Below are 23,152 nucleotides of genomic sequence, written 5' to 3'. Positions count from 1 at the left end.
CAACGTAACGCGGCCCACCGACAGTGACCTACAGTTCACCTACGTGAGCTGGATACGACTGAACGACGTTGCCAAGGGCTACGAGCAGAAAGTGATCCTGCGCGAGGTCTTCTTTCGACTCGGCGACGGAGACCGCATCGGCCTCATCGGGCGCAACGGGACCGGTAAGACCACCCTGCTGCAGCTGCTCCTCGGCCGGGACGCACCCGACAGCGGAACCGTCGACGTCACCGACGGTGCGCGTATCGGATACTTCTCCCAGTTCTCGGAGCTGAACGGCGACAGCAGCATTCGCACCGAACTCGAAGCGTTGTTCGCCGAGATTCGCTCCGTCGAAACGGAACTGACCGAAGTCGAGCAGCTGTTGGGCGGGGACATCGACGAGAAGGAGATGTACCGACTCGTCGACCGCCAGGCCGAGTTGCTCGACGCCATGGAACACCGCGGTGGGTGGACCTATCACCAGGCCATCGACACGGCGCTGTCGATGCTCGGGTTCGACGAAGAACGTCGAGACCTCCCCGTCGACAAGCTCTCGGGCGGGTGGCGAAACCGGGCGGCTCTGGCAAAGATATTGCTCGAGGCACCGGACGTGCTGCTGCTCGACGAGCCGACGAACTTCCTCGACGTCGCCGGAATAGCGTGGCTCGAGCGGTGGCTGCGCGATTTCCGGGGGGCGCTTCTGGTGGTCTCGCACGACCGGCATTTCCTCGAGCAGGTGGTCACATCCATCGTCGAGATCGAGAACAACCACCTTCAGACGTACGACGGCAGCTACTCCGACTACGTTCAGCAGAAGCAGTTTCGACTCAAGAACCTCGAACGAGAGTTCAGCAACGAGCAGCAGTTGCTGGCGTACGAGCAGGATGCGATCGCGGATCGTAAAGAGGCGCAGAAGAATCCGTCGGGCGTGCTGAAACGACGCCTCGCAAACATCAAGAAGAGCAAGAATCCGCGCCCGGTCGATCAGGTCATCACCAGTATCTACGGCGGGTTGCACGTGCACGACGATCTCTGCGTCGTCGAGAATCTCACGAAGGCGTTCGGCGATCGCCCACTCTTCGCGGACGTGTCCTTCGAGATCCATCGGGGTGACCGCATTGCGGTCACGGGACCGAACGGGTGTGGAAAGTCCACTCTCGTCGACGTGCTGACCGGGGCACAGGAACCCGATTCGGGTCGCGTGAAGTGGAAGACCAAGGCGCCGAGTTTCATTCACTACAACCGCGTGCTCGACGATCTCGACGACGACGACACCGTCACCCACTCGGTCAACGCCATGCCCGACAGCCTCGCCCTCACCGCGACCAAGAAGGACGTCGCTCGCTTCCTGACGCTCCTCCAGTTCTCCGAGCTCGACCAGAAGGCTCGGATCGGGACCCTGTCGGGCGGTCAGCGGGCACGTGTCGCGCTGGCGCAATGCTTGTTGTTCGGCGCCGGGACCATCGTGCTCGACGAGCCCACCAACCACCTCGATCTACCCAGCACACAGGTACTCGAACGAGCACTCGTCGCATTCCCCGGTGCTGTCGTCATCGTGAGTCACGACCGATTCTTCGTCGAGAAGGTCGCGTTGCGTCAAATCGCGTTCGACGGACAGGGTTCGGTCCGGCAGATTGCCGGCGTCGAGATGAACTAGCTCGGGAAGCTCACCACGTCCATGAACATCGGCATCTCGTTCGTTCTGGCTTCGGTCGTGACACCGGGTTCGAGCTGGGCCGGTGCGCTCACGTCGAGCAGCCGGTCCACGGCGTCCGACGACGCGAATTTCCCGGTGGTGTCGAAGGATTCGAACTCGAACGGCAGCCCGTTCGACACGAGCGGATCGATTCCGTCCATCACGTGGAAATGCAGGTGTGGTGAATCGGTGTTACCCGAATTGCCGAGCAGACCGAGGACGTCCCCGGTCTTCAACTCGTCGCCGACCTTCACCCGAGACGTGCTGCCGGTCTGCAGGTGCGCGTAGAACGCATAGTGCCCGTTGCCGATGTCCTGCACCACGTGGTTGCCGCCGTATTGGTCGACGGACAGTCCACTGGGATTGGCGCCGGGTGTCTGTTCCGGAAGCCCGTCGACGACCGCAACCACCCTGCCGTCGGCCACGGCCATCACGTCGTCGCCGAAGTACGGGTAGCTTGCGGTCGACGTCTTGTCGCCGGTGAACAACCTGTTCTCGGCGTCCAGCTGCACCCAGTCGATGGCGAACCGTTCGGGCGCCCAGAGCTTTCCGTTCAACGGGCTGACCGCGCCCCGGTGGGCGGTCACCGAGCAGCATCCGTTCCCGTCCACCCACCGCTCTCCGCGAAGCGGAGGTGAAATCCGTACGGGCTCCACCTTGTCCACGGTCACCGGGGCGATCGAATACGTCAACGACGCGGGAAGGATGGGAGGGCTTGGGTTTGCCAGCGTCACCGAAATGCGGTTCTCGAGTGTGTCGGGTACCTGATCCATCGAATCCACCACCGCGTCGATCCACACCAGACCGCTCTGACCGGGTCCGAAAGTCGTCCCGGGCTCGGTTGTTCCGAAGACCTTGGTCCATTCGGGCAGCACATCCGAGGTCAGATTCTGCAACACGGTGTCACCGTCGCTCACGGTGATCGACTGCACCGTCACCGGTTGACTGACGAAGTTGGTCAAGTCGAGCTCGTATGCGAGATGAACTTTCCCGTCGGTCCCCGGGACGGGGTTCGGCGGGGCCGTGATCGAGCCGACGATGGGTGTCAGCTCGGCAGGGGTCGCTGTCGTACTGGGCGGCGCCGACGTCGATGTGCCCGCCGGAGACGACGTTGCGGGGGCGGTGGTCTCGGGGGTGTCCGTCGACGCGGACGAGCAGGACGCCACCGACAGTGCGGCGACCGAGAAGAATGCGAAACACACAACCGAAGTCCGCTTCATGAATTTGCAGACTAATACGCGGACGCGTTCCCGGTTTCAGAATTACCACAGAACAGACCGTTAAGTTCTGGTCATGAAGACCGTGCTCGCCCGTTCCGCCGTCGCGATCGTGTCAGCGGCAATTCTGGTCGTGCTCGGCTCGGCGGCGTGGGTGGCGTACCTCGCGTCGGGCCGTGTGCACGACGTCGCCGAGGCGCCGACGGCTCCGACCGTCATCGTGCTGGGTTCACAGGTGCGGGACGGGAAGCCGATGAAGTTCTTACAGGGTCGTCTCGACGCAGCAATCGAACTGGTCGAAGCCGGAAGAGCGTCGGACGTATTGGTGTCCGGAGATGCCGACGGCGCCTCGGGCAACGAGATCGCAGCCATGACCGACTATCTGGTCGCCGCCGGAATCGATCCCGACGCAATCGTCGGCGACCCGCACGGCGTCGACACCTACGACACCTGCGCACGCGCTGCCACGACTTACGGGATCCACCGTGCACTCGTCGTGACGCAGGGACTGCACGTCTCGCGTGCCGTCGCACTGTGCCGGGAGAAGGGAATCGACGTCGACGGGGTGGACGCGTCGTGCGACTGCAACCGACTTGCGTTGCTGCGCAACTACGCTCGCGAGTGGTTGGCCCGTCCGAAAGTGGTGTTGGACCTGCTGTCGGGGCGGGAACCCGCGACAGTCACGACGGGATAGGTGCCGGGCATGCGCCGGTCGCCTCCCCGATCGAGTTGATTTCCGCGTTCGACCGCGGGTCACCGGCATAGTCGATCTGATTGGTGCAGCGATCGTCCGGGACAGGTTCGGGTGATGGCAGGGACGTGCTCGGTTGCGGGCACACACCGGTCGACTCACCGATGGAATTGATCTCCGCGTTCGATCGCGGGTCGTCGGCATAGTCGATCCGATTGGTGCAGCGCTCGGCCTCGACCGGCACCGACGCGTTGCTTTCCGGCGAGGACGTCTGGACCGGCGCGGCCGGAGCGGCGGCCGGCTCGGTGGTGGGCGCCGGGGTCGTCACGGAGGTGGTCGGCGCAATCGTCGTAGTGGTCGACGGTGTCGGCGCGCCCGTCGATCCGCCCCCACATCCGGAGAGCACCAGAGCGGCGCCCAACGCGACGAATCCCATAAGCCAGCGGCGTGCGGCCATCTCGAACACCCTTCTCGACGTGTGTTGAATCACTCCGTCTATCCGGGCCATCATGAAAGTCGTTAACAGAGCTAGCGTTACGGTCCGGTCACGACCGTACGAGTCGGGCAATCGCCTTCGACGCCTCGGCGAGCTTTTCCGCCCCTGCCTCGTTGCTTTCCTGCACGGCGTCGGCCACGCAGTGCGCGAGGTGATCGTCCAGCAGCCCGAGGGCGACGTTCTGCAGCGCCGCTGTGAGCGCGGAGATCTGAGTCAAGATGTCGATGCAGTACTGCTCTTCGTCGATCATGCGGGCGACGCCACGAGTCTGACCCTCGATCCGCTTGAGACGGTTGAGGTACTTCGCCTTGTCACCGATGTAGCCGTGATGCGCGTCGGCGTCGGGTGCTGTCATGGCCTCATTGTCCCCCGACCGGGACGGGGCGTGCGTATCGGACACGCTTCCCCACCCATCACGCACGCTTCGCCGCCCGCCTCGCGTACAACTTGGCCGCCACCGGTGCGGACACGAGCATCGACACCAGCCTGATCAGCTGCACGCACGCCACGAAGGTCACCCCCGCGCCCGTCGACGCGGACACGGCCAGCACAGCTGCCAGCCCACCCGGCGTCGTGGCGAGGTAGCCGGTCAGCATGGACACGCCCGTGGTCGCAGACAGAGCCCACCCGAGGAGCGCGCAGATGCCGGCGATCACCAGCACCAGCGCCGCCGCGTACGGGAAGATGCGACCGATCGCGCGCAGGCTCGCCATGGTGAACGCGAGCCCGGCCTGCCAGCCGATGGCCATGAACGCGATCGGCAGGATCAGCTCCGGGACGGCAATGTTCTGCGGCCACCCGAGAAGCTCGCACGTGCCCGCCACGAACAGTGGCCCGAGCGTGGCCGGTGCGGGAAGCCGGATCAGGGTGCCGACGGCCACGCCGATCACGATGGCTCCGAGGAGGAACACCGTTCCCCACCAATAGGATCCGTCCTCCGCGACTGTGGGTCCCGACGACGACTGCTCGTGGAAGACGAATGTCACCACCAGCGGCATCGTGACCACCACGAGCGCCACGCGGAGGTACTGCACCACGGCCACGATCCGTTCGTCCCCGCCGAGCTCCTTGGCGATGGCAACCAATCCCGTTGCGCCACCCGCGATCAGGGCCAGCGCGCCGGTGATCGGGTCCACGTCCCGATGCAGGGCCAACAGTGCGCCGCAGCCCGCACTGACGACGAGTGTCGCCAGACCGACGAGGACTGCGGGGATCCAGTTGTCGCCCAACGCGCTCAACGTCTCCGTGTCGACCATCAAGCCGATGGTCACCGCGAGCGTCCCCTGCGCGGCCATCGACAGCGGCCTCGGGAGCCGTCGCGGACCGATGCCCGTCAGCGCGAAGACGACAGCCACGACCAGGGCTGCGAACAACGACGGCGCGGTCAGGCCGAGCGCGTCGAACAGGAACCACCCACCGGTCGAGACCAGCGCCAGACCCACCCAGCGCAGCGCTGTGCGCGCTACCCCACGGTGGAGGTAGCGCGCACGGGGTGGAGCGATGTTCAAGACTTGACCAGCAACACCGGAATCCGCGATTCCAGCAGAAGCCTCTGAATCGGCTGACCCATCAGGAACTTTCCGACGGCGGAGCGGTGGCGGGATCCGACCACCACCAGCTCGGCATCGGCCTTGTCGATCATGGCCAGCAGGGTGGACGTGGCGTCCGGGTCCGGTTGGCCGGTGGAGACGCTCCAGACGAGGTCTCCGGCCGATTCGATCTCCGAGAACGCTGCGGTCACCGCGTTCTCGACAGCCGCCGCCTCGCTCTCTTCGGCGGCCTGCGAGCCGGAGAACGCGTGCAGGACGATCAGGTCGGTGGAGCGGGTCCGTGCTTCTCGAACCGCCTCGGTGAGGGCGACACGGCCCTCGGCCGAGTTACTGTGCAGTACTGCGACACTCATGTGCTAACCGTTTCAGCCGAAGGGGATCTGGCCGACGAGGACGCCGACGACCAGCATGGAGATCGAGACCACGGCCGCTCGCCACAGAACCTTCTTGTGGTGGTCGGCGAGCGAGACGCCGGCGAGGGTGACCAGGAGCAGGATGGCCGGGACCAGCGGGCTCTGCAGGTGGACTGCCTGGCCGGTGATCGAGGCGCGTGCCATTTCGACCGGCTCGATGCCGTACTTCGCGGCGGTCTCCGAGAGCACGGGGAGGATGCCGAAGTAGAACGCGTCGTTGGTCATGAAGAAGGTGAGCGGGAGGCTCAGGACACCGGTGATGACGGCAAGGTAGGGGCCCATTCCCGACGGGATGACGTTGAGCAGCCACTGCGCCATCGCTTCGACCATGCCGGTTCCCTGGAAGACACCGGTGAGGATGGCGGCGGCGAGAACCATCGCGACCACCGAGACGATCGAGGAGGAGTGCCGGGCAATTGCCTCGCCCTGCTCCTTGACCTTCGGGAAGTTGAACGTCAGCGCGATCGAGGCGGCGATCATGAAGAGCACCGGGATCGGGAGGATGTCCATGACGAGGACGACGAGGAGCGTGACGGTCAGGATCGCGTTGAACCACAGCAACTTCGGGCGCAGCGTGTCGCGGTTCGGGTCGAGGCCGTCGATGAAGCGTCCGGTGTCGCCGCCGTCGTCGTTACCGTCTCCGGTTCCGCCGCCGGTCGTGGTCTTCGACGTTCCTGCACCCTGCTTGACGAGCTGATTCTCGAAGACGAGCGAGCCGAGGCGACGGCGCTCCATGATGCCGAGGTGGATCGAGAACAGGACCACGATGATCAGACCGACGATGAGCGAGGGGACCATCGGGATGAAGACGTCGGACGGGGAGATTCCGAGTGCCGATGCGGCGCGGACGGTGGGTCCGCCCCACGGGATGATGTTCATGGTGCCGTTGGCCAGGCCGGCCACGACGGTCAGGATCACCGGGCTCACACCGAGTTTGAGGTAGAGCGGCAGCAGTGCGGACGTAACGATGATGAACGTGGTCGATCCGTCGCCGTCGAGGGAGACGACCATGGCGAGCACCGCGGTGCCGACCACGAGCTTCATCGGGTCGTTCTTCACCAGGCGCAGGATGCCGCGCACCAGCGGGTCGAACAGCCCGACGTCGATCATGATTCCGAAGAAGATGATCGCGAAGAACAGCAACGCTGCCGTCGGGGCGAGGGATTTGATGCCGTCGGTGATCATGTCACCGATGCCGAGACCGGCTCCGGCGAGCAGACCGAAGATGACGGGCACCAAGGTCAGGGCGACGACGGGCGTCGCTCGTTTGGTCAGAATCAGGAACATGAACGCGGCTACCATCAGGAAGCCGAGGATCACCAACATCGTGAACTCCTTGTCGAGGTGTGTTCTCTGGGCCACTCGGCCCGGGGGTTGTGACCGAAGTTACGTGCGAGCCGTCACATCTCCTCGCTTGTGCGCACTACCCGCGCAACCGACGTTCCCGCGAGTTTTGCGCATTGTGCTCACCGTCTCGGACTAGCCTGGGGACGTGCGTGCGGGAAGGCGATCCATCCGGCTGAGGACCCAGGTCCTGCTGCTGCAGGCCGCCTTGGTCGCGTTCACCCTGCTCGCGGCCTTCGCCGCGTTCGCTTTCACCAGTGGGCAACGTCTGTCGGACGAATACGGCCAACGCGCACTCGCGATTGCCCGCGCGGTGGCGGCTGATCCCGAAGTGCGTTCCGAGGTGACCCAGTTCGCGACCGCCGACACTGCGGGCACTCCCGCCGCGCCGGCAGCGGTCCTGGCGAACGGGTCGTTGCAGCGAGCGGCCGAGAGTTACCGGGTGCGAACCGACGCGTTGTTCGTCGTCATCACCGACGATCGTGGCCTTCGGCTGGCGCATCCCGATCCGACCGTTCTGGGTCAGGTGGTCAGCACCGACCCGACGGCGGCCCTGGCGGGGAACGAGGTCGTCGAGCAGGAGCGCGGCACCCTCGGTGATTCCGTCCGAGCGAAAGTGCCTGTGTTCCAGCCGGGTTCGGACGAGGTGGTCGCGGGCGAGATCAGCGTCGGAATCTCCACCACCGCCGTCCGCGGAGAGCTGTTTCGCGATCTCGTCAACGGCGGTCTGGTCACGGGCGCGGTCCTCGCTCTCGGTGTCCTCGGCTCCATTCTCCTGGCGCGGCGGTGGAAACGGCTGACGCTCGGCCTCGAACCGGAGGAGCTCACCGAGCTGGTGCGCGAACAGGAGGCGGTGCTGCACGGAATCGGCGAAGGAGTCGTCGCCGTCGACGCCGCGGGAGTGGTCACCGTCGTGAACGACGAGGCACGAACGCTGCTGGCCATCGCCGGCGACGTCGGATCCGACGTCGGAACCATCGGGCTGACACCGCGCCTGTCGGACGTCATCGCCGACGCCACCGGCGAACCTCTGCTCGCCTCCGTCGAGGACCGAGTGGTGATTGCGTCGGCGCGGCAGGTGATGCGCGACGGACGGAACCTCGGAACCGTGCTGACCGTGCGTGACCGCACCGACGTCGACACCCTGACCCGCCAACTCGATGCGGTGCAGTCGATGAGTTCGGCGCTTCGAGCGCAACGCCACGAATTCGCGAATCGGTTGCATCTCATCTCCGGGCTGCTGCACGACGAGCACCCCGAACGTGCTGCCGAATACATCGACGAGATACTCGGGGTAGGGCCGCGGGCCGAGTCGCTGAGCGGCATCGACACGGTGTCCGACCCCTACCTGAGCGCATTCCTCACCGCGAAGGCCGCGCACGCCAGGGAAAGCGGCGTGCGGTTGCTGCTCGGGGAGAACACCTGGGTCAGCGACGCGGTCGCGGTGCCTGTCGACGTCACGACGGTCGTCGGCAATCTGATCGACAACGCGGTCGACGCTGCTCGCCTCGGAGCGCGACGGCCCGCGGAGGTCGAAGTCGAACTGCTACAGGAGGACTCCACATTGCACATCACCGTCGCCGACACCGGTGACGGTGTCGAGCTCGACCCCGAGTCGGCGTTCACCGAAGGCGTCACGACGCGCACGACGACGGCGCCGGGCGGCCGCGGGCTGGGGCTCGCCCTGAGTCGGCAGATTGCGCGTAGCCGCGGTGGGGACATCCGGATCGCCGACTCGGGTGGCCGGCCCGGCCCCGACAACACCCGCGGCGGAGCGGTGTTCATCGCCCGTCTCCCCCACGCCCTGACGACCGGAGCCGACGTATGAGCCTGTCCGTACTCGTCGTCGACGACGACTTCCGAGTGGCCAATCTTCACGCAAGCCTTGTCGATTCACTCGACGGGTTCGCAGTGACAGCGCAGGCCAACAGCATCGAACAAGCTGACGCACTGCTCGCCACCACCTCGTTCGACCTCGCGTTGGTCGACGTCTACCTTCCCGACGGCTCGGGAATCGACCTGGTGCGCCGATTGCACTGCGATGCAATCGTTCTGAGCGCTGCGGCCGACAGCGCGTCCATCCGATCGGCCGTCACGGCCGGGGCGTACACCTATCTGATCAAGCCGTTCCCGCGATCGGCACTGGTCGACCGATTGCAGGCGTACGCGCGCTACCGCGGCGCCGTGGACCGACCGGACGACATCAGCCAACCCGAACTCGACGCGGCGCTGGAGGCGTTGCGAGCTGTCGCCAAACCCGATGTCGCTGCATCGCACACCGTGACCCGAGACCTGGTTCTGACGGCCGTGCGCGGTGCCGACTCCCCGATGTCGGCCGGCGAGGTCGCGACCGCGATCGGCATTTCCAGAGCCACCGCGCAGCGCTATCTCGCCGCACTCGTGTCGAAGCAGCGCCTGCGCATGCAGCTTCGATACGGGTCGACCGGGAGGCCGGAGCAGGAGTACACGGCCGGCTGACGACGCTGACCCGGCCGGCCTGCGGCCTTCCCGCACATCACGCCGTGTAGTGATGCACGAAGCACCACCGCCAACTCTCCCCCGGCTCCGCCGACTCCATCACCGGGTGCGTCGTTTCGTGGAAGTGTTCCGTCGCATGCTGTTTGGGTGAGGAGTCGCAACACGCCACGTGCCCGCATTCGAGACACTGCCGAAGCGCGACCCACTCGGTACCGTCGCGCACGCACTCGTGGCAGATGCCGTCGGACTGCGTGTCGACCTCCGGGTATCGATCCAGTTCATCGCAACTTTTGCTGTGCCCCGCCCGCAGCATGTTGGACGACCTGATGTCGCTGCGTGCTTCGTCGGCCCGGTCGATCATCGATTCCTCGACGTCGAGCATCGCCAACACCTCCCCGATCACTTCCGACGGGACGGTGCCGGACCTGCGGATTTCCAGAATTCGGTGACGTTCGGCGTCGATCATGGTCTGCCGTACCCGCGAGTACAGCTCGCTGGGCGTCTCCTGATCGGGTGTGGTGCCCAGACGCTCCCACGCGGCGAAGTTGCGCTGATCGACACGTTGGCGGATCAGCGCTTCCACGTCGTGCGGATCCTCGTACTCCAGCTCGTCCAACGCCTTGTAACCGGCCTTGGACGCCTGCTGCAGCAACGTGGCGCGGGCGAGCGCGTCGTCCATGGGGTCGGGCGACGGCACCTCGAGCCGGCGCGCGAGCCACGGCAGCGACAGTCCCTGAACGAAGAGTGTGCCGGCCACGACGGTGAATGCGATGAGCAGCAATATCTCTCGGTCCTGCGTTCCGGCGGGGATGACGAACGCGGCAGCGAGTGTGACCACGCCGCGCATCCCGGCCCAACCGAGGAGCAGGGTGTAACGCCAGGACGGCTTGGTTCCGGTGACGCGATCGGCACCGGGTCGCACCAGCACCCATCGTGCGAGGTACACCCAGACCATGCGCAGCACGATCACCGCGACGAGCGTCGACGCACAGACGGTGACGATGGTGACCGCCGAGAGCGAACTCTTGCTCACATCGGCGAGCAGCCACGACGCCTGCAGACCGATCAGGAGGAAGACGGCGTTCTCGAGGATGTAGGCGATTGTTCGCCAGTTCATTCGTTCGGCGATGCGCGATTGCGCCGACTGCAGAATCGGGGCCTTGTGACCGAGCAACAGACCCGAGATGACGACGGCGAGGACACCGGAGGCGTGGATCTCTTCGGCCACGAGGTAGGCGGCGAACGGAATCACGAGCGAAATCGCAGTGTCGAGAACAGGATTCGCGAGTCGGCGCCTGATCTTGGCGACCACGAAGAAGGTGGCGAGACCGACCACGATGCCGCCACCGGCCGCGAGGAGGAAGTCGAACCCGATCGTCCACGGGTGCACGGAGTTGCTCAGCGCGTAGATCGCCGTGCTGAGGGCCACCAGCGCGGTGGCGTCGTTCAGCAGTGATTCACCCTCGAGAATCGTGACGATGCGCCGAGGCAACCCGATCCGTCGCCCGATCGCGGTGGCGGCGACGGCATCGGGCGGCGCGACGACAGCGCCGATGGCGAGCGCGGCTGGCCACGAGATGTTCGGCACGATCAGATGCACCACCGCCCCCACTCCCACGGTGGTGAACGCGACGAGGCCGACCGACAGCAGCAGGATCGACCGCCGGTTCGCGTTGAAGTCGACCAGAGAGGACTGGATAGCCGTGGCGTAGAGCAGCGGCGGCAGCAGGCCGATGAGCACAAGCTCGGGCTCCAGGCGGATTTCCGGCATCGCCGGTACGTACGACGCCGCAACGCCCACCACGATGAGTGCCAGCGGCGGCGGGATGTCGAGGCGTTCAGCGAACGCGGTGACGGCGAGAACGCCGGCGACGAGCGCGACGAGAAAGACAGCTATTTCCACTTGGTGATTCTGCACCGCCCGGTCGAGGGACGCGTGATTGGTGGGCGCAGAGGGGTTCGAACCCCCGACCGCTGGTGTGTAAAACCAGAGCTCTACCGCTGAGCTATACGCCCCTGAAGTTCCTCGGACACTGCAAGCATCTAGGAATCTAGCGCGAGCAGCGCGTTCTCCCAAGCTCCCTGGTCACGAGCCTCCCCGGGGCCCATCATCTCGGCGAAGCGCACGATGCCCTCGGTGTCGATGACGAAGGTTCCGCGATTGGCGAACCCGAGCTTGTCGTTGAAGACGCCGTACGCCTGGGCAACCGCTCCGTGCGGCCAGAAGTCCGACAGGAGCGGAAAGAGATACCCCTGCTCGGCTGCCCAGATCTTGTGGGTGGGCGGCGCACCGACCGAGACGGCCAGCACTGCCGTCGTGTCGTTCTCGAACTTCGGCAGCTCGTCCCGCACCTGGCACAGCTCGCCTTGGCACGTGCCGGTGAACGCCAGCGGGTAGAACACGAGCAGCACGTTCTTGGAGCCGCGATACGACGAGAGCGTCACGTCCTGGTTGTTCTGATCCTTGAGCGTGAAATCGGGCGCGAGCGCGCCCACCTCGGTGGTCATCGCTTGGTCGGCTGAGCCTTGGGCTGCACCAATCGGCTCCCGGACCACAGTCCCAGGTTCGCGGCAGAGGTCTGCGTGAGCCCCGCTGTCGGCGCCGACTCGGCGATCTCGCTGGGTTCGACATGCCCGGACTGGCCGGTCTTGGGAGTGAGCACCCAGACGAAACCCTCGTCACCGAGGGGCGTGATGGCGTCCATCAACGCGTCCACCAGGTCACCGTCACCGTCGCGCCACCACAGGATGACCACGTCGATGACCTCGTCGGAGTCCTCGTCGAGGGTCTCGGCGCCGATCATCTCCTCGACATCGGCCCTGATGTCCTCGTCGGTGTCCTCGTCCCAACCCAGTTCCTGGACCACCATGTCTCGCGTAATTCCGAGCTTCTGAGCAAAATTCTGGGCGTCGGCCGCGGCGACCACGGTGGTGTCCTCCTCTGATCTGGGTGTTCTCGGGTGCTGGGTGTCGTGCGATTAGGGAAAGCGAACAGGGTCGGACGCCTCAGCGCAAGCTGGCACGTCGTTTCGGTGTTCATTAATTTCAGGGCTACCCATTCGGCGACCTGATGTACCAGGACGGCTCCGATGTAGCAGGATTGACGAGGATCACCGTCAGGGGATTATGCGGCCCGGCGTCACACAGCCGAGTCGCAGGATCGGATGCACCACCGTGCAGCCACCACATCGAGGAGATAAAGACGTTGTCGGAGTCGACGAGCGAGAAGAACGCACCTGCGGGAAGGCCGGAGGCCGGTCGGGATCGCGGTAAGAGCGAGCGGGTCCGTGTCATCAGAGAAGGGGTGGCCTCGTACCTCCCCGATATCGACAGTGACGAGACCGGTGAATGGATGGAGTCGTTCGACCAGCTCCTGGACCGTTCCGGCCCGGCGCGTGCGCGATATCTGATGTTGCGGTTGCTCGAGCGAGCCGGCGAGAAGCACGTTGCGATTCCCGCGCTGACGTCGACGGACTACGTCAACACCATCCCCACCGAGAACGAGCCGTGGTTCCCGGGCGACGAGAGTGCCGAGCGCAAGTACCGCGCCTGGATTCGCTGGAACGCCGCGATCATGGTGCACCGCGCGCAGCGTCCCGGTGTGGGCGTCGGCGGCCACATCTCCACCTACGCCTCGTCGGCCGCGCTGTACGAGGTCGGCTTCAACCACTTCTTCCGCGGCAAGGATCACCCCGGCGGCGGTGACCACATCTTCATCCAGGGCCACGCCTCCCCCGGTATCTATGCCCGCGCGTTCCTCGAGGGTCGTATCCCGCCGGAGCAGATGGACGGCTTCCGCCAGGAATACAGCCACGCGGACGAGGGCGGCGGCCTGCCGTCCTACCCGCACCCGCGTCTGCTGCCCGACTTCTGGGAGTTCCCGACGGTGTCGATGGGCCTCGGACCGATGAACGCCATCTACCAGGCCCGCTTCAACCATTACCTCGAAGACCGGGGAATCAAGGACACGTCCGACCAGCACGTCTGGGCGTTCCTCGGCGACGGTGAGATGGACGAGCCCGAGTCCCGCGGTCTCGCGCACGTGGCCGCGACCGAGGGCCTCGACAACCTCACATTCGTCATCAACTGCAACCTGCAGCGCCTCGACGGCCCGGTCCGCGGCAACGGCAAGATCATCCAGGAGCTGGAGTCGTTCTTCCGCGGCGCCGGCTGGAACGTCATCAAGGTCGTCTGGGGACGCGAGTGGGATGCGCTCCTGCACAAGGACCGTGACGGCGCGCTGGTGAACCTGATGAACACCACACCCGACGGCGACTTCCAGACGTACAAGGCCAACGACGGCGGGTACGTCCGCGACAACTTCTTCGGTCGCGATCCGCGCACGAAGGAATTGGTCAAGGATCTGACCGACGACGAGATCTGGAACCTCAAGCGCGGTGGGCACGACTACCGCAAGGTGCACGCCGCCTACGCGGCCGCGATGCAGCACAAGGGCCAGCCGACGGTCATCCTGGCGCACACCATCAAGGGCTACACCCTCGGCAAGCACTTCGAGGGACGCAACGCGACGCACCAGATGAAGAAGCTCACGCTCGACGATCTGAAGGCGTTCCGCGACATTCAGCACATCCCGATCTCCGACGAGGAGCTCGAGAAGGATCCGTACCTGCCTCCGTACTACCACCCGGGTGCGGACGCACCGGAAATCCAGTACATGCAGGAACGTCGTCGGGTGCTCGGTGGGTTCGTCCCCGAGCGGCGCACCGACGCGAAGCCGTTGCCGATGCCGCCCGACTCCACCTACAAGTCGATCATGAAGGGGTCCGGCAAGCAGGAGGTCGCCACGACGATGGCGCTCGTGCGTGTGATGAAGGAACTGCTGCGGGACAAGGAGATCGGACACCGCATCGTGCCGATCATTCCCGACGAGGCCCGCACGTTCGGTATGGACTCGTGGTTCCCCTCGCTAAAGATCTACAACCGCAACGGTCAGCTCTACACGTCCGTCGACTCCGAGCTGATGCTCGCCTACAAGGAGAACTCGGCCGGGCAGATCCTGCACGAGGGCATCAACGAGGCCGGCTCGACGTCGTCGTTCACCGCGGTGGGCACCTCGTACGCCACCCACGGCGAGCCGATGATCCCGCTGTACATCTTCTATTCGATGTTCGGTTTCCAGCGCACGGGCGACGGCCTGTGGGCGGCAGCCGATCAGATGGCCCGCGGATTCGTGCTCGGCGCCACGGCCGGTCGCACCACGCTGACCGGTGAAGGTCTGCAGCACGCGGACGGACACTCACTGTTGCTCGCGTCCACCAACCCCGCTGCGCTCGCCTACGACCCGGCGTTCTCGTTCGAGATCGCACACATCGTCAAGGACGGGCTGCGTCGGATGTACGGCGGAACCGACGGTGTCGAGGGCTTCGGCGGCGAGAACGTCTTCTACTACATCACCCTGTACAACGAGCCCTACCAGCAACCGGCCGAGCCGGCGGACCTCGATGTTGAGGGACTGCTCAAGGGCATCTACCTCTACAAGAAGGGGTCCGGGGACGGCCCCAAGGCACAGCTGCTCGTCTCGGGCGTCGGCATGCCGTCGGGCCTGCGCGCGCAAGAGCTGCTCGCCGAGGACTGGGGAGTGTCGGCGGACGTCTGGTCGGTCACTTCGTGGAGCGAGCTGCGCCGTGACGGTGTGGAGGCGGAGACCCACGCCCTGCGTCATCCCGACGAGGAGTTCCGGGTGCCGTACGTGACGCAGAAGCTCAACGACTCGGACGGTCCGTTCATCGCGGCCTCCGACTGGATGCGGGCCGTTCCCGACCAGATCCGTCAGTGGGTTCCCGGCGACTACGTCACTCTCGGCACGGACGGGTTCGGTTTCTCCGACACCCGCACTGCTGCGCGCAGACACTTCAACGTCGACGCCGAGTCCATCGTCGTCGCAGCGTTGGCCGCCCTCGGAAAGTCGGGCGAAATCGATGCGTCGAAGGCGATCGAAGCCGCGAAGAAGTACCAGATCGACAACGTGTTGGCAGCTCCGGTGTCGACGTCGGATCCCGGCGTCGCCTGATCTCCCTTCGACCGCGCCCCGCGGTGACCGGCGATGTCGGTCACCGCGGGGCGCCGTCGTCGGCGTAGGTTTTTCCCATGGCCGACACCCCCGCCGACGACACGGTGCCGCGGGACGAGGTCCCGGTGCACCTTCCCGAGACTCGGGACCACTACGCGAACGACGGTCACATCTTCGGATCCGGTCTGCGCCGAACCCCCCGAAATCGAGTCCCGCTCCCCGACGCGCTGCTGCGGCGGGTCAAGCAATTCTCCGGACGGCTCTCCACCGAGGCCATCACGTCGATGCAGGACCAGCTGCCGTTCGTCGGTGACCTGGACGCGGCACAGCGAGCCAGCGTTCAGTTGCTGGTCCAGACGGCCATCGTCAACTTCCTCGAGTGGTTGCAGGACCCCGAGAGCGACATCCGCTTCAGCCTCGACGCGTTCCAGGTCATCCCCCAGGACCTCGCCCGCCGACTGACGTTGCGACAGACCGTCGACATGGTTCGAGTTGCGATGGAGTTCTTCGAGCAGTGGCTGCCCGCGCTGGCCCGTAACGACCAGCAGCTCGTCGCCCTCACGGAGGCGATTCTGAGATACGGCCGCGAACTCGGTTTCGCCGCCGCCTCCGTCTACGCCAGTGCCGCGGAATCGCGTGGAGCCTGGGACACCAGGCTCGAAGCGCTCGTCGTCGACGCCGTGGTGCGCGGTGACACCGGGTCGGACATGCTCTCGCGCGCGGCGACGCTCAACTGGGACGCGACAGCGCCGGCGACGGTCCTCGTCGGCTCGCCGCCGCCGAATCAGGGCGTGTCGGTGGTCGGAACGGTGCACACCGTCGCCCAGAAGCACGGCCGCGCCGCGTTAGCGGTCGTTCAGGGCACCAGACTGGTGATGGTGGTCAGCGGACATATCGACGGGTCCGCGACCGGGACCGCGTTCCTGCACGACCTGATGAGCAATTTCTCCGAGTCGCCCGTTGTGATCGGTCCTACAACCCGCACGCTGGGGGCCGCGCACAGCAGCGCGCTCGAGGCATTCGCAGGAATGGCAGCCGTGGTGGGATGGCGCGGCGCTCCCCGACCGGTCCACGCCGGCGAACTGCTGCCTGAACGGGCTCTTCTCGGCGACTCCGCCGCGATCGCCACGCTCGGCGACGCCATCGTGACACCCCTCGCGGCCGCCGGATCGGCACTCGCCGACACCCTCGACGCCTACTTGGACTCGGGCGGCGCGGTCGAGACCTGTGCGCGGTCACTGTTTGTTCATCCAAATACGGTGCGGTATCGCCTCAAGCGTATTGCCGAAGTCACAGGCCGTGATCCAACCAACGCGCGAGACGCGTACGTGCTTCGAGTCGCCGCTACCGTAGGACGATTGACCCAATCACGTAACGAATCTTCGTCATTGATCACAACAGCAACATCTGACCCAATGGGCGACCTGCTGAGGTAACACCCCGGGGCTCGATAACGATGCAGTCCGGTTCTCTGGCCTTTTGTAGGGTTCTGACAAATACGGGCTTCAGAGTTCATCGCGTAGGACATGCTCCCCGGGCCCTTTCACAGTGTTCTCTTAGACCCGTGATCGCGTTGCTTGCGCCCGGCCAGGGCTCCCAGACTCCCGGAATGCTCACGTCGTGGCTCGAAATGCCCGGCGCGGCGGACCGGCTCGCACTGTGGTCGAAGGCGTCCAGACTGGACCTGACTCGCCTCGGCACCACCGCCACGGCGGAGGAAATCACCGACACGGCCGTCACCCAGCCGCTCGTCGTTGCGGCGGCACTGCTCGCCTACGAGGAGATCGGCAACCGCGGAGAACTGCCGTCGAGCCTCATCGCCGCCGGGCACTCGGTCGGTGAGCTGGCCGCCGCAGCCGTCGCCGGCGTCATCTCCTCCGACGAGGCCGTCATGCTCGCCGCGGTCCGCGGAGCCGAGATGGCGAAAGCGTGCGCCCTCGAACCCACCGGCATGTCCGCCGTACTCGGAGGTGACGAGGACGACGTCCTCGATCGTCTGGCCGAACTGGGTCTCGAACCGGCCAACCGCAACGCCGCCGGCCAGATCGTCGCCGCGGGCCTGCTGAGTGCACTCGCGGAACTCGCTGCGAACCCGCCGGAGAAGGCACGTGTGCGCGCCCTTCCGGTTGCCGGGGCGTTCCACACCCGCTTCATGGCTCCCGCGCAGGATGCAGTGGCCACCGCTGCTGCCGCCATCACCCCGTCCGACCCCGTCACGACCCTGCTGTCGAACTCCGACGGCAAGCCGGTCACCTCGGGCGCCGACGCGCTGGACAAGTTGGCTGCGCAGGTCACCCGTCCGGTCCGTTGGGACCTGTGTACTGCGACGTTGCGCGAGGCCGAGGTCTCCGCACTGGTGGAATTGCCGCCCGCCGGCACGTTGGTCGGTATTGCCAAGCGCGAGATGCGCGGCACCACGACCCGTGCCCTCAAGACCCCGGAAGATATTTCCGGATTGGCCGAGCTCTCCTAGCTCGGCCCCAAGTAAGGACCGCGGCGACGACGCCGCGCGATCCACGCTGTACATCGCAGCTTCACACGAATCAGAAGGGAGCCACTCAGTGGCCGCCACTCAGGAAGAACTCATCGCCGGACTCGCGGAGATCATCGAGGAAGTCACCGGCATCGAGCCGTCCGAGGTGACGATCGAGAAGTCCTTCGTCGACGACCTGGACATCGACTCTCTCTCGATGGTCGAGATCGCAGTGCAGACCGAAGACAAGTACGGCGTCAAGATCCCGGACGAGGATCTCGCCAGCCTGCGGACCGTCGGTGACGCCGTCTCGTACATCCAGAAGCTCGAAGCCGAGAACCCGGATGCTGCACAGGCGATCAAGGCCAAAATCGAAGGCGAGTGAGATAAGCCGTGACTACGCCAAGCACAGCCAATGGGGGCTTCCGTAACGTCGTCGTGAGCAGCCTTGCTGCCACCACGTCGATTGCGGGTGACGTCGACGCGACGTGGAAAGGCCTGCTGAACGGCGAGAGCGGCATCGACGTACTCGAGGACGATTTCATCACCGAGTACGACCTGCCAGTCAAGATCGGGGGGCACCTGGCCGTCAGCCCGACGTCGCTTCTGAGTCGCGTTGAACAGCGGCGCATGAGCTACGTCGAGCAGATGGCGTACGTGCTCGGCAAAGAGGTGTGGAAGAACGCCGGTAGCCCGGAGGTCGACCACGAACGGCTCGGCGTAGTCATCGGCACCGGACTCGGCGGCGGCGATGCTCTCGTCGACGCCACCGACAAGATGAAGGCGGGCGGCTACCGCAAGGTGTCCCCGCTGTCCGTCCAGATGATCATGCCCAACGGCCCGTCGGCCGTCGTGGGCCTCGAACTCGGTGCTCGCGCCGGCGTCATCACGCCGGTGTCCGCCTGTTCGTCGGGCTCCGAAGCCATCGCTCACGCGTGGCGCATGATCGTCATGGGTGACGCCGACATCGTCGTCACCGGCGGAGTCGAGGGGTACATCGACGCGGTGCCGATCGCGAGTTTCTCGATGATGCGCGCGATGAGCACTCGTAACGACGATCCCAAGGGCGCATCGCGTCCGTTCGACAAGGATCGTGACGGCTTCGTCTTCGGTGAAGCCGGCGCGTTGATGGTCATCGAGTCCGAGGACCACGCGAAGGCTCGCGGAGCAACCATTCACGCACGACTTCTCGGTGCCGGAATCACCTCCGACGGGTACCACCTCGTGGCCCCCGATCCGGAGGGAACCGGCGCTGCGCGTGCGATGAAGCGTGCGATGGAGACCGCCGGTCTGGCCAAGTCCGACATCAAGCACGTCAACGCACACGCCACGGCGACACCCATCGGTGACACCGCGGAGGCCAAGGCCATCACGGCTGCGGTCGGCACCGAGGCTGCCGTGTATGCCCCGAAGTCGGCCCTGGGACACTCGATCGGCGCCGTCGGCGCACTCGAGTCGGTTCTGACAGTGCTCAGCCTGCGGGACGGGGTCATCCCTCCCACACTGAACCTGGAAAACCAGGATCCAGAAATCGATCTCGACGTCGTATCGGGTGAAGCCCGCCGCGGCGAGTTCGATTTCGCGTTGAACAACTCGTTCGGGTTCGGTGGGCACAATGTAGCGCTCGCCTTCGGTCGGTTCTGAGAACCGTTCGGTAGCAACAGGTTCGGGTGGGGGTCGGTGTTCATACGGCCCCCGCTCGAGCCCAGTAGAGGGAGAACGCGATGACCGTCTTGGCCCCCAACACCCGCTCCAACTCCTCGGCCGATCCTCGGGATCCGTTGTTGCGGCTGGAGAAATTGTTCGACGCAGGCAGCACCGTTCCGCTTCACACCCGCGACAAGTCCGGAGTCCTCGCCGCATCCGGTGAGATCGACGGCGTTCGCACCATCGCCTACTGCTCCGACGCGACCGTCATGGGCGGCGCCATGGGAGTCGACGGTTGCAAACACATCGTCGCCGCGATCGACGAGGCCATCGACACAGAGGCCCCGATCGTCGGAATCTGGCACTCCGGTGGAGCTCGGCTCGCCGAAGGTGTCGAGGCACTGCACGCCGTCGGCCTGGTCTTCGAAGCCATGGTCCGCGCGTCCGGCCACATCCCGCAGATTTCCGTCGTCCTCGGGTTCGCGGCGGGCGGCGCCGCCTACGGCCCGGCCCTGACCGACGTCGTCATCATGGCCCCGGAAGGCCGCGTGTTCGTCACCGGACCCGACGTCGTCCGCTCCGTGACCGGCGAGCAGGTCGACATGAACTCGCTCGGCGGCCCCGACACGCACTACAAGAAGTCCGGCGTCTGCCACATCGTCGCGCACGACGAACTCGACGCCCTCACTCGTGGTCGGCGCCTGGTGTCGATGTTCAGCGAGCAGGGGACGTTCGACCTCGCGGCCGCCGCACACGGCGACACCGACCTCAAAGCGCTTCTGCCCGAATCGAACCGGCGGGCCTACGATGTCCACCCCGTCATCCACGAGCTGCTCGACAACGTCGAAGGCGAATCATCGTTCGAGGAGTTCCAGGGCGGCTGGGCGCGCAGCATCGTCACCGGTATGGGTCGACTCGGTGGCCGCAGCGTCGGCGTCATCGCCAACAACCCCATTCGGCTCGGTGGGTGCCTCAACTCCGAGAGTGCCGAGAAGGCAGCACGATTCGTGCGCCTGTGCGACGCCTTCGGCATCCCCCTGGTGGTCATCGTCGACGTCCCCGGGTACCTGCCCGGTGTCAGCATGGAGTGGGAAGGCGTCGTGCGCCGCGGCGCAAAGCTGTTGCACGCCTTCGCCGAAGCCAAGGTCCCCCGCGTCACCCTGGTGACCCGCAAGATCTACGGCGGCGCATACATCGCGATGAACGCCCGTTCGCTCGGCGCCACTGCCGTCTACGCCTGGCCCGAGTCCGAAGTCGCAGTCATGGGAGCCAAAGCGGCCGTGGGCATCCTGCACAAGAAGGCCCTCGCAGCGGCGCCCGACGACGAGCGCGAGAACCTGCACGACCGGTTGACCGCGGAACACGAAGCCATCGCCGGCGGCGTGGACCGGGCCGTCGCGATCGGCGTCGTGGATCAAGTGATCGATCCCTCCAAGACCCGCAGCATCATCACCCGCGCATTGGCCGATGCGCCGGCTCGCCGTGGGCGGCACAAGAACATTCCGCTGTAGGCGCTACTACCGGCTGCGACTCAGGGGCACCCTCACATCGACAGACCGACCGAGTGTGCCCCTGACTCATGTGCCCCGTTCCGACTCAGGGGCACCCTCACGTCGACAGATCGACCGATTGTGCCCCTGAGTCCAAAAAACCAGCCCTACCCCGCACTCCGCGCCAACCACGTCACCTCTGCGCCGACGCCGCCGAGGCGGAACGGTTCGAGCGCTTCGTCCCACGCCGTACCCAAGGCGTACTCCAGCTCACCGGCCACGTTGGCAGCACCGCGCTCGAGGATGGACTTGAGTCGTTGCTCCCCGACGGTCACGTCACCGTTCGCGCTGGTCGTCCCGTGCCACAGGCCTAGTCCGGGTACGTGCGAGAAGCGTTCACCGTCGACACCGTCACTGGGATCCTCGGTCACTTCGAAGCGCAACATCTGCCACGAGCGCAGCACACTCGCCAGTCGTGAGCCGGTTCCGACCGGTCCGACCCAGTTGGTGGTCGCTCGGAGTTGGTTGTCGTACGCGGGTTGCGTCGACCATTTCAGATTCGCCCTGCAGTCGAGTGCATCGGACAGGGCCCACTCGACATGCGGGCACAGCGCGGCAGGCGACGAGTGGATGTACACGACACCCGTTGTCGCCTCCGCGAACTGGTTCATTCCATGCACCGGTTTACCTCCAGCTTCGACGAGGGACGTCTTCCCCAACGACCTTGCGTCTGCACTGGTGTTTCCGTTACTCCCCAGTGTGCCTCGAGTTACCCCTGTTACACCAGTCGTACGGCGCGTCGGATGTTATTGCTGTGGCGAACCTGGCAGAGTGCTGTCGCTCAGCGCCGGCCACAGCGGCTTGGCCCAGTCGCCGAAGTCACGGTCCGTCAACACGACCAGTGCTTGCCGAGCCACCGGATCGACCCACAGGAACGTCCCCGACTGACCGAAGTGCCCGTAGGTGCCCTCGGAGTTGCGAGCCCCCGTCCAGTGCGGATCCTTGTGCGACTTGATCTCGAAACCGAGTCCCCAGTCGTTCGGGCGCTGCGATCCGTACCCGGGCAGGATGCCGTCGAGACCGGGGAACTGCACGGACACGGCGAGGGCGTGCGTCTCCCCCGACACGAGCGTCGGGTTCAACAGTTCCCCGGCGAAGGCGGCGAGATCGGACACGGTCGAGCGAGCCCCGTGCCCGGCCGGGCCGGGGAGTGACGTTCGCGTCATCCCCAACGGATCGAGTACCGCCTCCTGCAGGTAGTCCGCGAACGTGAACGTGGTCTTCTCCGCCGTGAAGTCGGCCAGCGCTTCGAACCCCGCGCTGGAGTAGATGCGCTTGGTCTCGGGCGGGCTCTGCACCCGACGCTCACCGAAGGCGAGACCCGACGCGTGTGCCAGCAGATGCCGCACCGTCGATCCTTCCGGACCAGCTGGGTCGTCGAGTTCGAACGCACCCTCCTCGACCGCCACCAATACCGCGTACGCGCTGAGCAACTTGGTCACCGACGCCAACTCGTAGACCGCGTCGATGTCGCCGTACGTCCCGTCGATCCAGCCGTCGCCGATCACGGCAGCCGCCACCGACGAAACAGGCCAGTCGTCCAGTGCAGTCAAAGAAGTCACTACGGCAGCCTACGAGTCGGCG

The 23,152-nt window shown here is 65.7% G+C and carries 21 protein-coding genes and 1 tRNA gene; 10 read left to right on the top strand and 12 right to left on the bottom strand.

The window, feature by feature from the left end; all coding sequences use genetic code 11:
* Positions 1-43: 43 nt before the first annotated feature.
* Positions 44-1,639, top strand: a complete 1,596-nt coding sequence (locus IEW02_RS09260) for an ABC-F family ATP-binding cassette domain-containing protein (RefSeq protein WP_188544516.1) — start codon at positions 44-46, stop codon at positions 1,637-1,639.
* Here IEW02_RS09260 and IEW02_RS09255 read toward each other — a convergent pair.
* Positions 1,636-2,898 carry a M23 family metallopeptidase gene (locus tag IEW02_RS09255; protein ID WP_188544515.1) on the bottom strand — a complete coding sequence of 421 codons (1,263 nt, stop codon included), beginning with the start codon at positions 2,896-2,898 and terminating at the stop codon, positions 1,636-1,638. The genes IEW02_RS09260 and IEW02_RS09255 overlap by 4 nt on opposite strands.
* 73 nt (positions 2,899-2,971) lie before the next feature.
* Between IEW02_RS09255 and IEW02_RS09250 the strand changes: the two genes are divergently transcribed.
* Entirely contained in the window at positions 2,972-3,589 is a 618-nt protein-coding gene (locus IEW02_RS09250) for a SanA/YdcF family protein (RefSeq protein WP_188544514.1), read from the top strand.
* Here IEW02_RS09250 and IEW02_RS09245 read toward each other — a convergent pair.
* The 5 genes from IEW02_RS09245 to IEW02_RS09225 form a co-directional block, all read right to left on the bottom strand.
* On the bottom strand, positions 3,576-4,043 hold the full coding sequence (locus tag IEW02_RS09245) for a hypothetical protein (RefSeq protein WP_188544513.1): 468 nt from the start codon (positions 4,041-4,043) through the stop codon (positions 3,576-3,578). The genes IEW02_RS09250 and IEW02_RS09245 overlap by 14 nt on opposite strands.
* Positions 4,044-4,131: 88 nt before the next feature.
* Complete coding sequence (locus tag IEW02_RS09240) at positions 4,132-4,437, bottom strand: metal-sensitive transcriptional regulator (protein WP_188544512.1); 306 nt, start codon at positions 4,435-4,437, stop codon at positions 4,132-4,134.
* A gap of 58 nt (positions 4,438-4,495) precedes the next feature.
* Positions 4,496-5,584: an AbrB family transcriptional regulator gene (locus tag IEW02_RS09235; protein ID WP_371829944.1), complete on the bottom strand. Its 1,089-nt coding sequence runs from the start codon at positions 5,582-5,584 to the stop codon at positions 4,496-4,498.
* Positions 5,585-5,586: 2 nt separating this feature from the next.
* Positions 5,587-5,985: a universal stress protein gene (locus IEW02_RS09230; protein ID WP_188544511.1), complete on the bottom strand. Its 399-nt coding sequence runs from the start codon at positions 5,983-5,985 to the stop codon at positions 5,587-5,589.
* Between the two features lie 12 nt (positions 5,986-5,997).
* Entirely contained in the window at positions 5,998-7,371 is a 1,374-nt protein-coding gene (locus IEW02_RS09225; RefSeq protein WP_188545248.1) for a CitMHS family transporter, read from the bottom strand.
* Positions 7,372-7,558: 187 nt separating this feature from the next.
* Between IEW02_RS09225 and IEW02_RS09220 the strand changes: the two genes are divergently transcribed.
* On the top strand, positions 7,559-9,217 hold the full coding sequence (locus tag IEW02_RS09220) for a sensor histidine kinase (RefSeq protein WP_188545247.1): 1,659 nt from the start codon (positions 7,559-7,561) through the stop codon (positions 9,215-9,217).
* Positions 9,214-9,867 carry a response regulator gene (locus IEW02_RS09215; protein ID WP_188544510.1) on the top strand — a complete coding sequence of 218 codons (654 nt, stop codon included), beginning with the start codon at positions 9,214-9,216 and terminating at the stop codon, positions 9,865-9,867. Before IEW02_RS09220 ends, IEW02_RS09215 begins: the two co-directional genes overlap by 4 nt.
* A gap of 37 nt (positions 9,868-9,904) precedes the next feature.
* On the opposite strand, the gene IEW02_RS09210 is transcribed toward IEW02_RS09215, so the two are convergent.
* From IEW02_RS09210 to IEW02_RS09195, 4 genes are all read right to left on the bottom strand, one after another.
* Positions 9,905-11,770, bottom strand: a complete 1,866-nt coding sequence (locus IEW02_RS09210; protein ID WP_188544509.1) for a Na+/H+ antiporter — start codon at positions 11,768-11,770, stop codon at positions 9,905-9,907.
* A 38-nt stretch (positions 11,771-11,808) separates the two neighbouring features.
* Positions 11,809-11,883 (bottom strand) — tRNA-Val (locus IEW02_RS09205).
* Positions 11,884-11,910: 27 nt separating this feature from the next.
* Positions 11,911-12,375: a peroxiredoxin gene (locus IEW02_RS09200; protein WP_188544508.1), complete on the bottom strand. Its 465-nt coding sequence runs from the start codon at positions 12,373-12,375 to the stop codon at positions 11,911-11,913.
* Complete coding sequence (locus tag IEW02_RS09195; RefSeq protein ID WP_188544507.1) at positions 12,372-12,794, bottom strand: DUF3052 domain-containing protein; 423 nt, start codon at positions 12,792-12,794, stop codon at positions 12,372-12,374. The genes IEW02_RS09200 and IEW02_RS09195 overlap by 4 nt, the downstream gene beginning before the upstream one ends.
* Before the next feature lie 365 nt (positions 12,795-13,159).
* Here IEW02_RS09195 and aceE point away from each other — a divergent pair, with 365 nt between their 5' ends.
* The 6 genes from aceE (at position 13,160) to IEW02_RS09165 (ending at position 21,529) form a co-directional block, all read left to right on the top strand.
* Positions 13,160-15,898, top strand: a complete 2,739-nt coding sequence (gene aceE, locus IEW02_RS09190; protein ID WP_229745998.1) for a pyruvate dehydrogenase (acetyl-transferring), homodimeric type — start codon at positions 13,160-13,162, stop codon at positions 15,896-15,898.
* A 77-nt stretch (positions 15,899-15,975) separates the two neighbouring features.
* Positions 15,976-17,334, top strand: a complete 1,359-nt coding sequence (locus IEW02_RS09185; RefSeq protein ID WP_188544505.1) for a PucR family transcriptional regulator — start codon at positions 15,976-15,978, stop codon at positions 17,332-17,334.
* Positions 17,335-17,462: 128 nt separating this feature from the next.
* Positions 17,463-18,371: an ACP S-malonyltransferase gene (locus tag IEW02_RS09180; protein WP_188544504.1), complete on the top strand. Its 909-nt coding sequence runs from the start codon at positions 17,463-17,465 to the stop codon at positions 18,369-18,371.
* An 88-nt stretch (positions 18,372-18,459) separates the two neighbouring features.
* Positions 18,460-18,756, top strand: coding sequence for a meromycolate extension acyl carrier protein AcpM (gene acpM, locus IEW02_RS09175; protein ID WP_188544503.1), 297 nt, complete (start codon positions 18,460-18,462; stop codon positions 18,754-18,756).
* Between the two features lie 8 nt (positions 18,757-18,764).
* Positions 18,765-20,015 (top strand): KasA/KasB family beta-ketoacyl-ACP synthase, encoded by a 1,251-nt coding sequence (locus IEW02_RS09170; RefSeq protein WP_188544502.1) that lies wholly within the window; start codon positions 18,765-18,767, stop codon positions 20,013-20,015.
* A gap of 80 nt (positions 20,016-20,095) precedes the next feature.
* Positions 20,096-21,529 carry an acyl-CoA carboxylase subunit beta gene (locus IEW02_RS09165; RefSeq protein WP_188544501.1) on the top strand — a complete coding sequence of 478 codons (1,434 nt, stop codon included), beginning with the start codon at positions 20,096-20,098 and terminating at the stop codon, positions 21,527-21,529.
* Between the two features lie 146 nt (positions 21,530-21,675).
* Here the strand turns inward: IEW02_RS09165 and IEW02_RS09160 are convergent, their stop codons facing one another.
* Together IEW02_RS09160 and IEW02_RS09155 are read right to left on the bottom strand one after the other, a co-directional pair.
* Positions 21,676-22,188: a DUF3145 domain-containing protein gene (locus tag IEW02_RS09160; protein ID WP_188544500.1), complete on the bottom strand. Its 513-nt coding sequence runs from the start codon at positions 22,186-22,188 to the stop codon at positions 21,676-21,678.
* Positions 22,189-22,314: 126 nt separating this feature from the next.
* Positions 22,315-23,130, bottom strand: coding sequence for a serine hydrolase domain-containing protein (locus tag IEW02_RS09155; RefSeq protein ID WP_188544499.1), 816 nt, complete (start codon positions 23,128-23,130; stop codon positions 22,315-22,317).
* Between the last annotated feature and the right edge of the window lie 22 nt (positions 23,131-23,152).

The organism is Rhodococcoides trifolii (genome assembly GCF_014635345.1).
Lineage (GTDB): Bacteria > Actinomycetota > Actinomycetes > Mycobacteriales > Mycobacteriaceae > Rhodococcoides > Rhodococcoides trifolii.
This window is presented reverse-complemented; position numbering and strand designations above follow the sequence as displayed.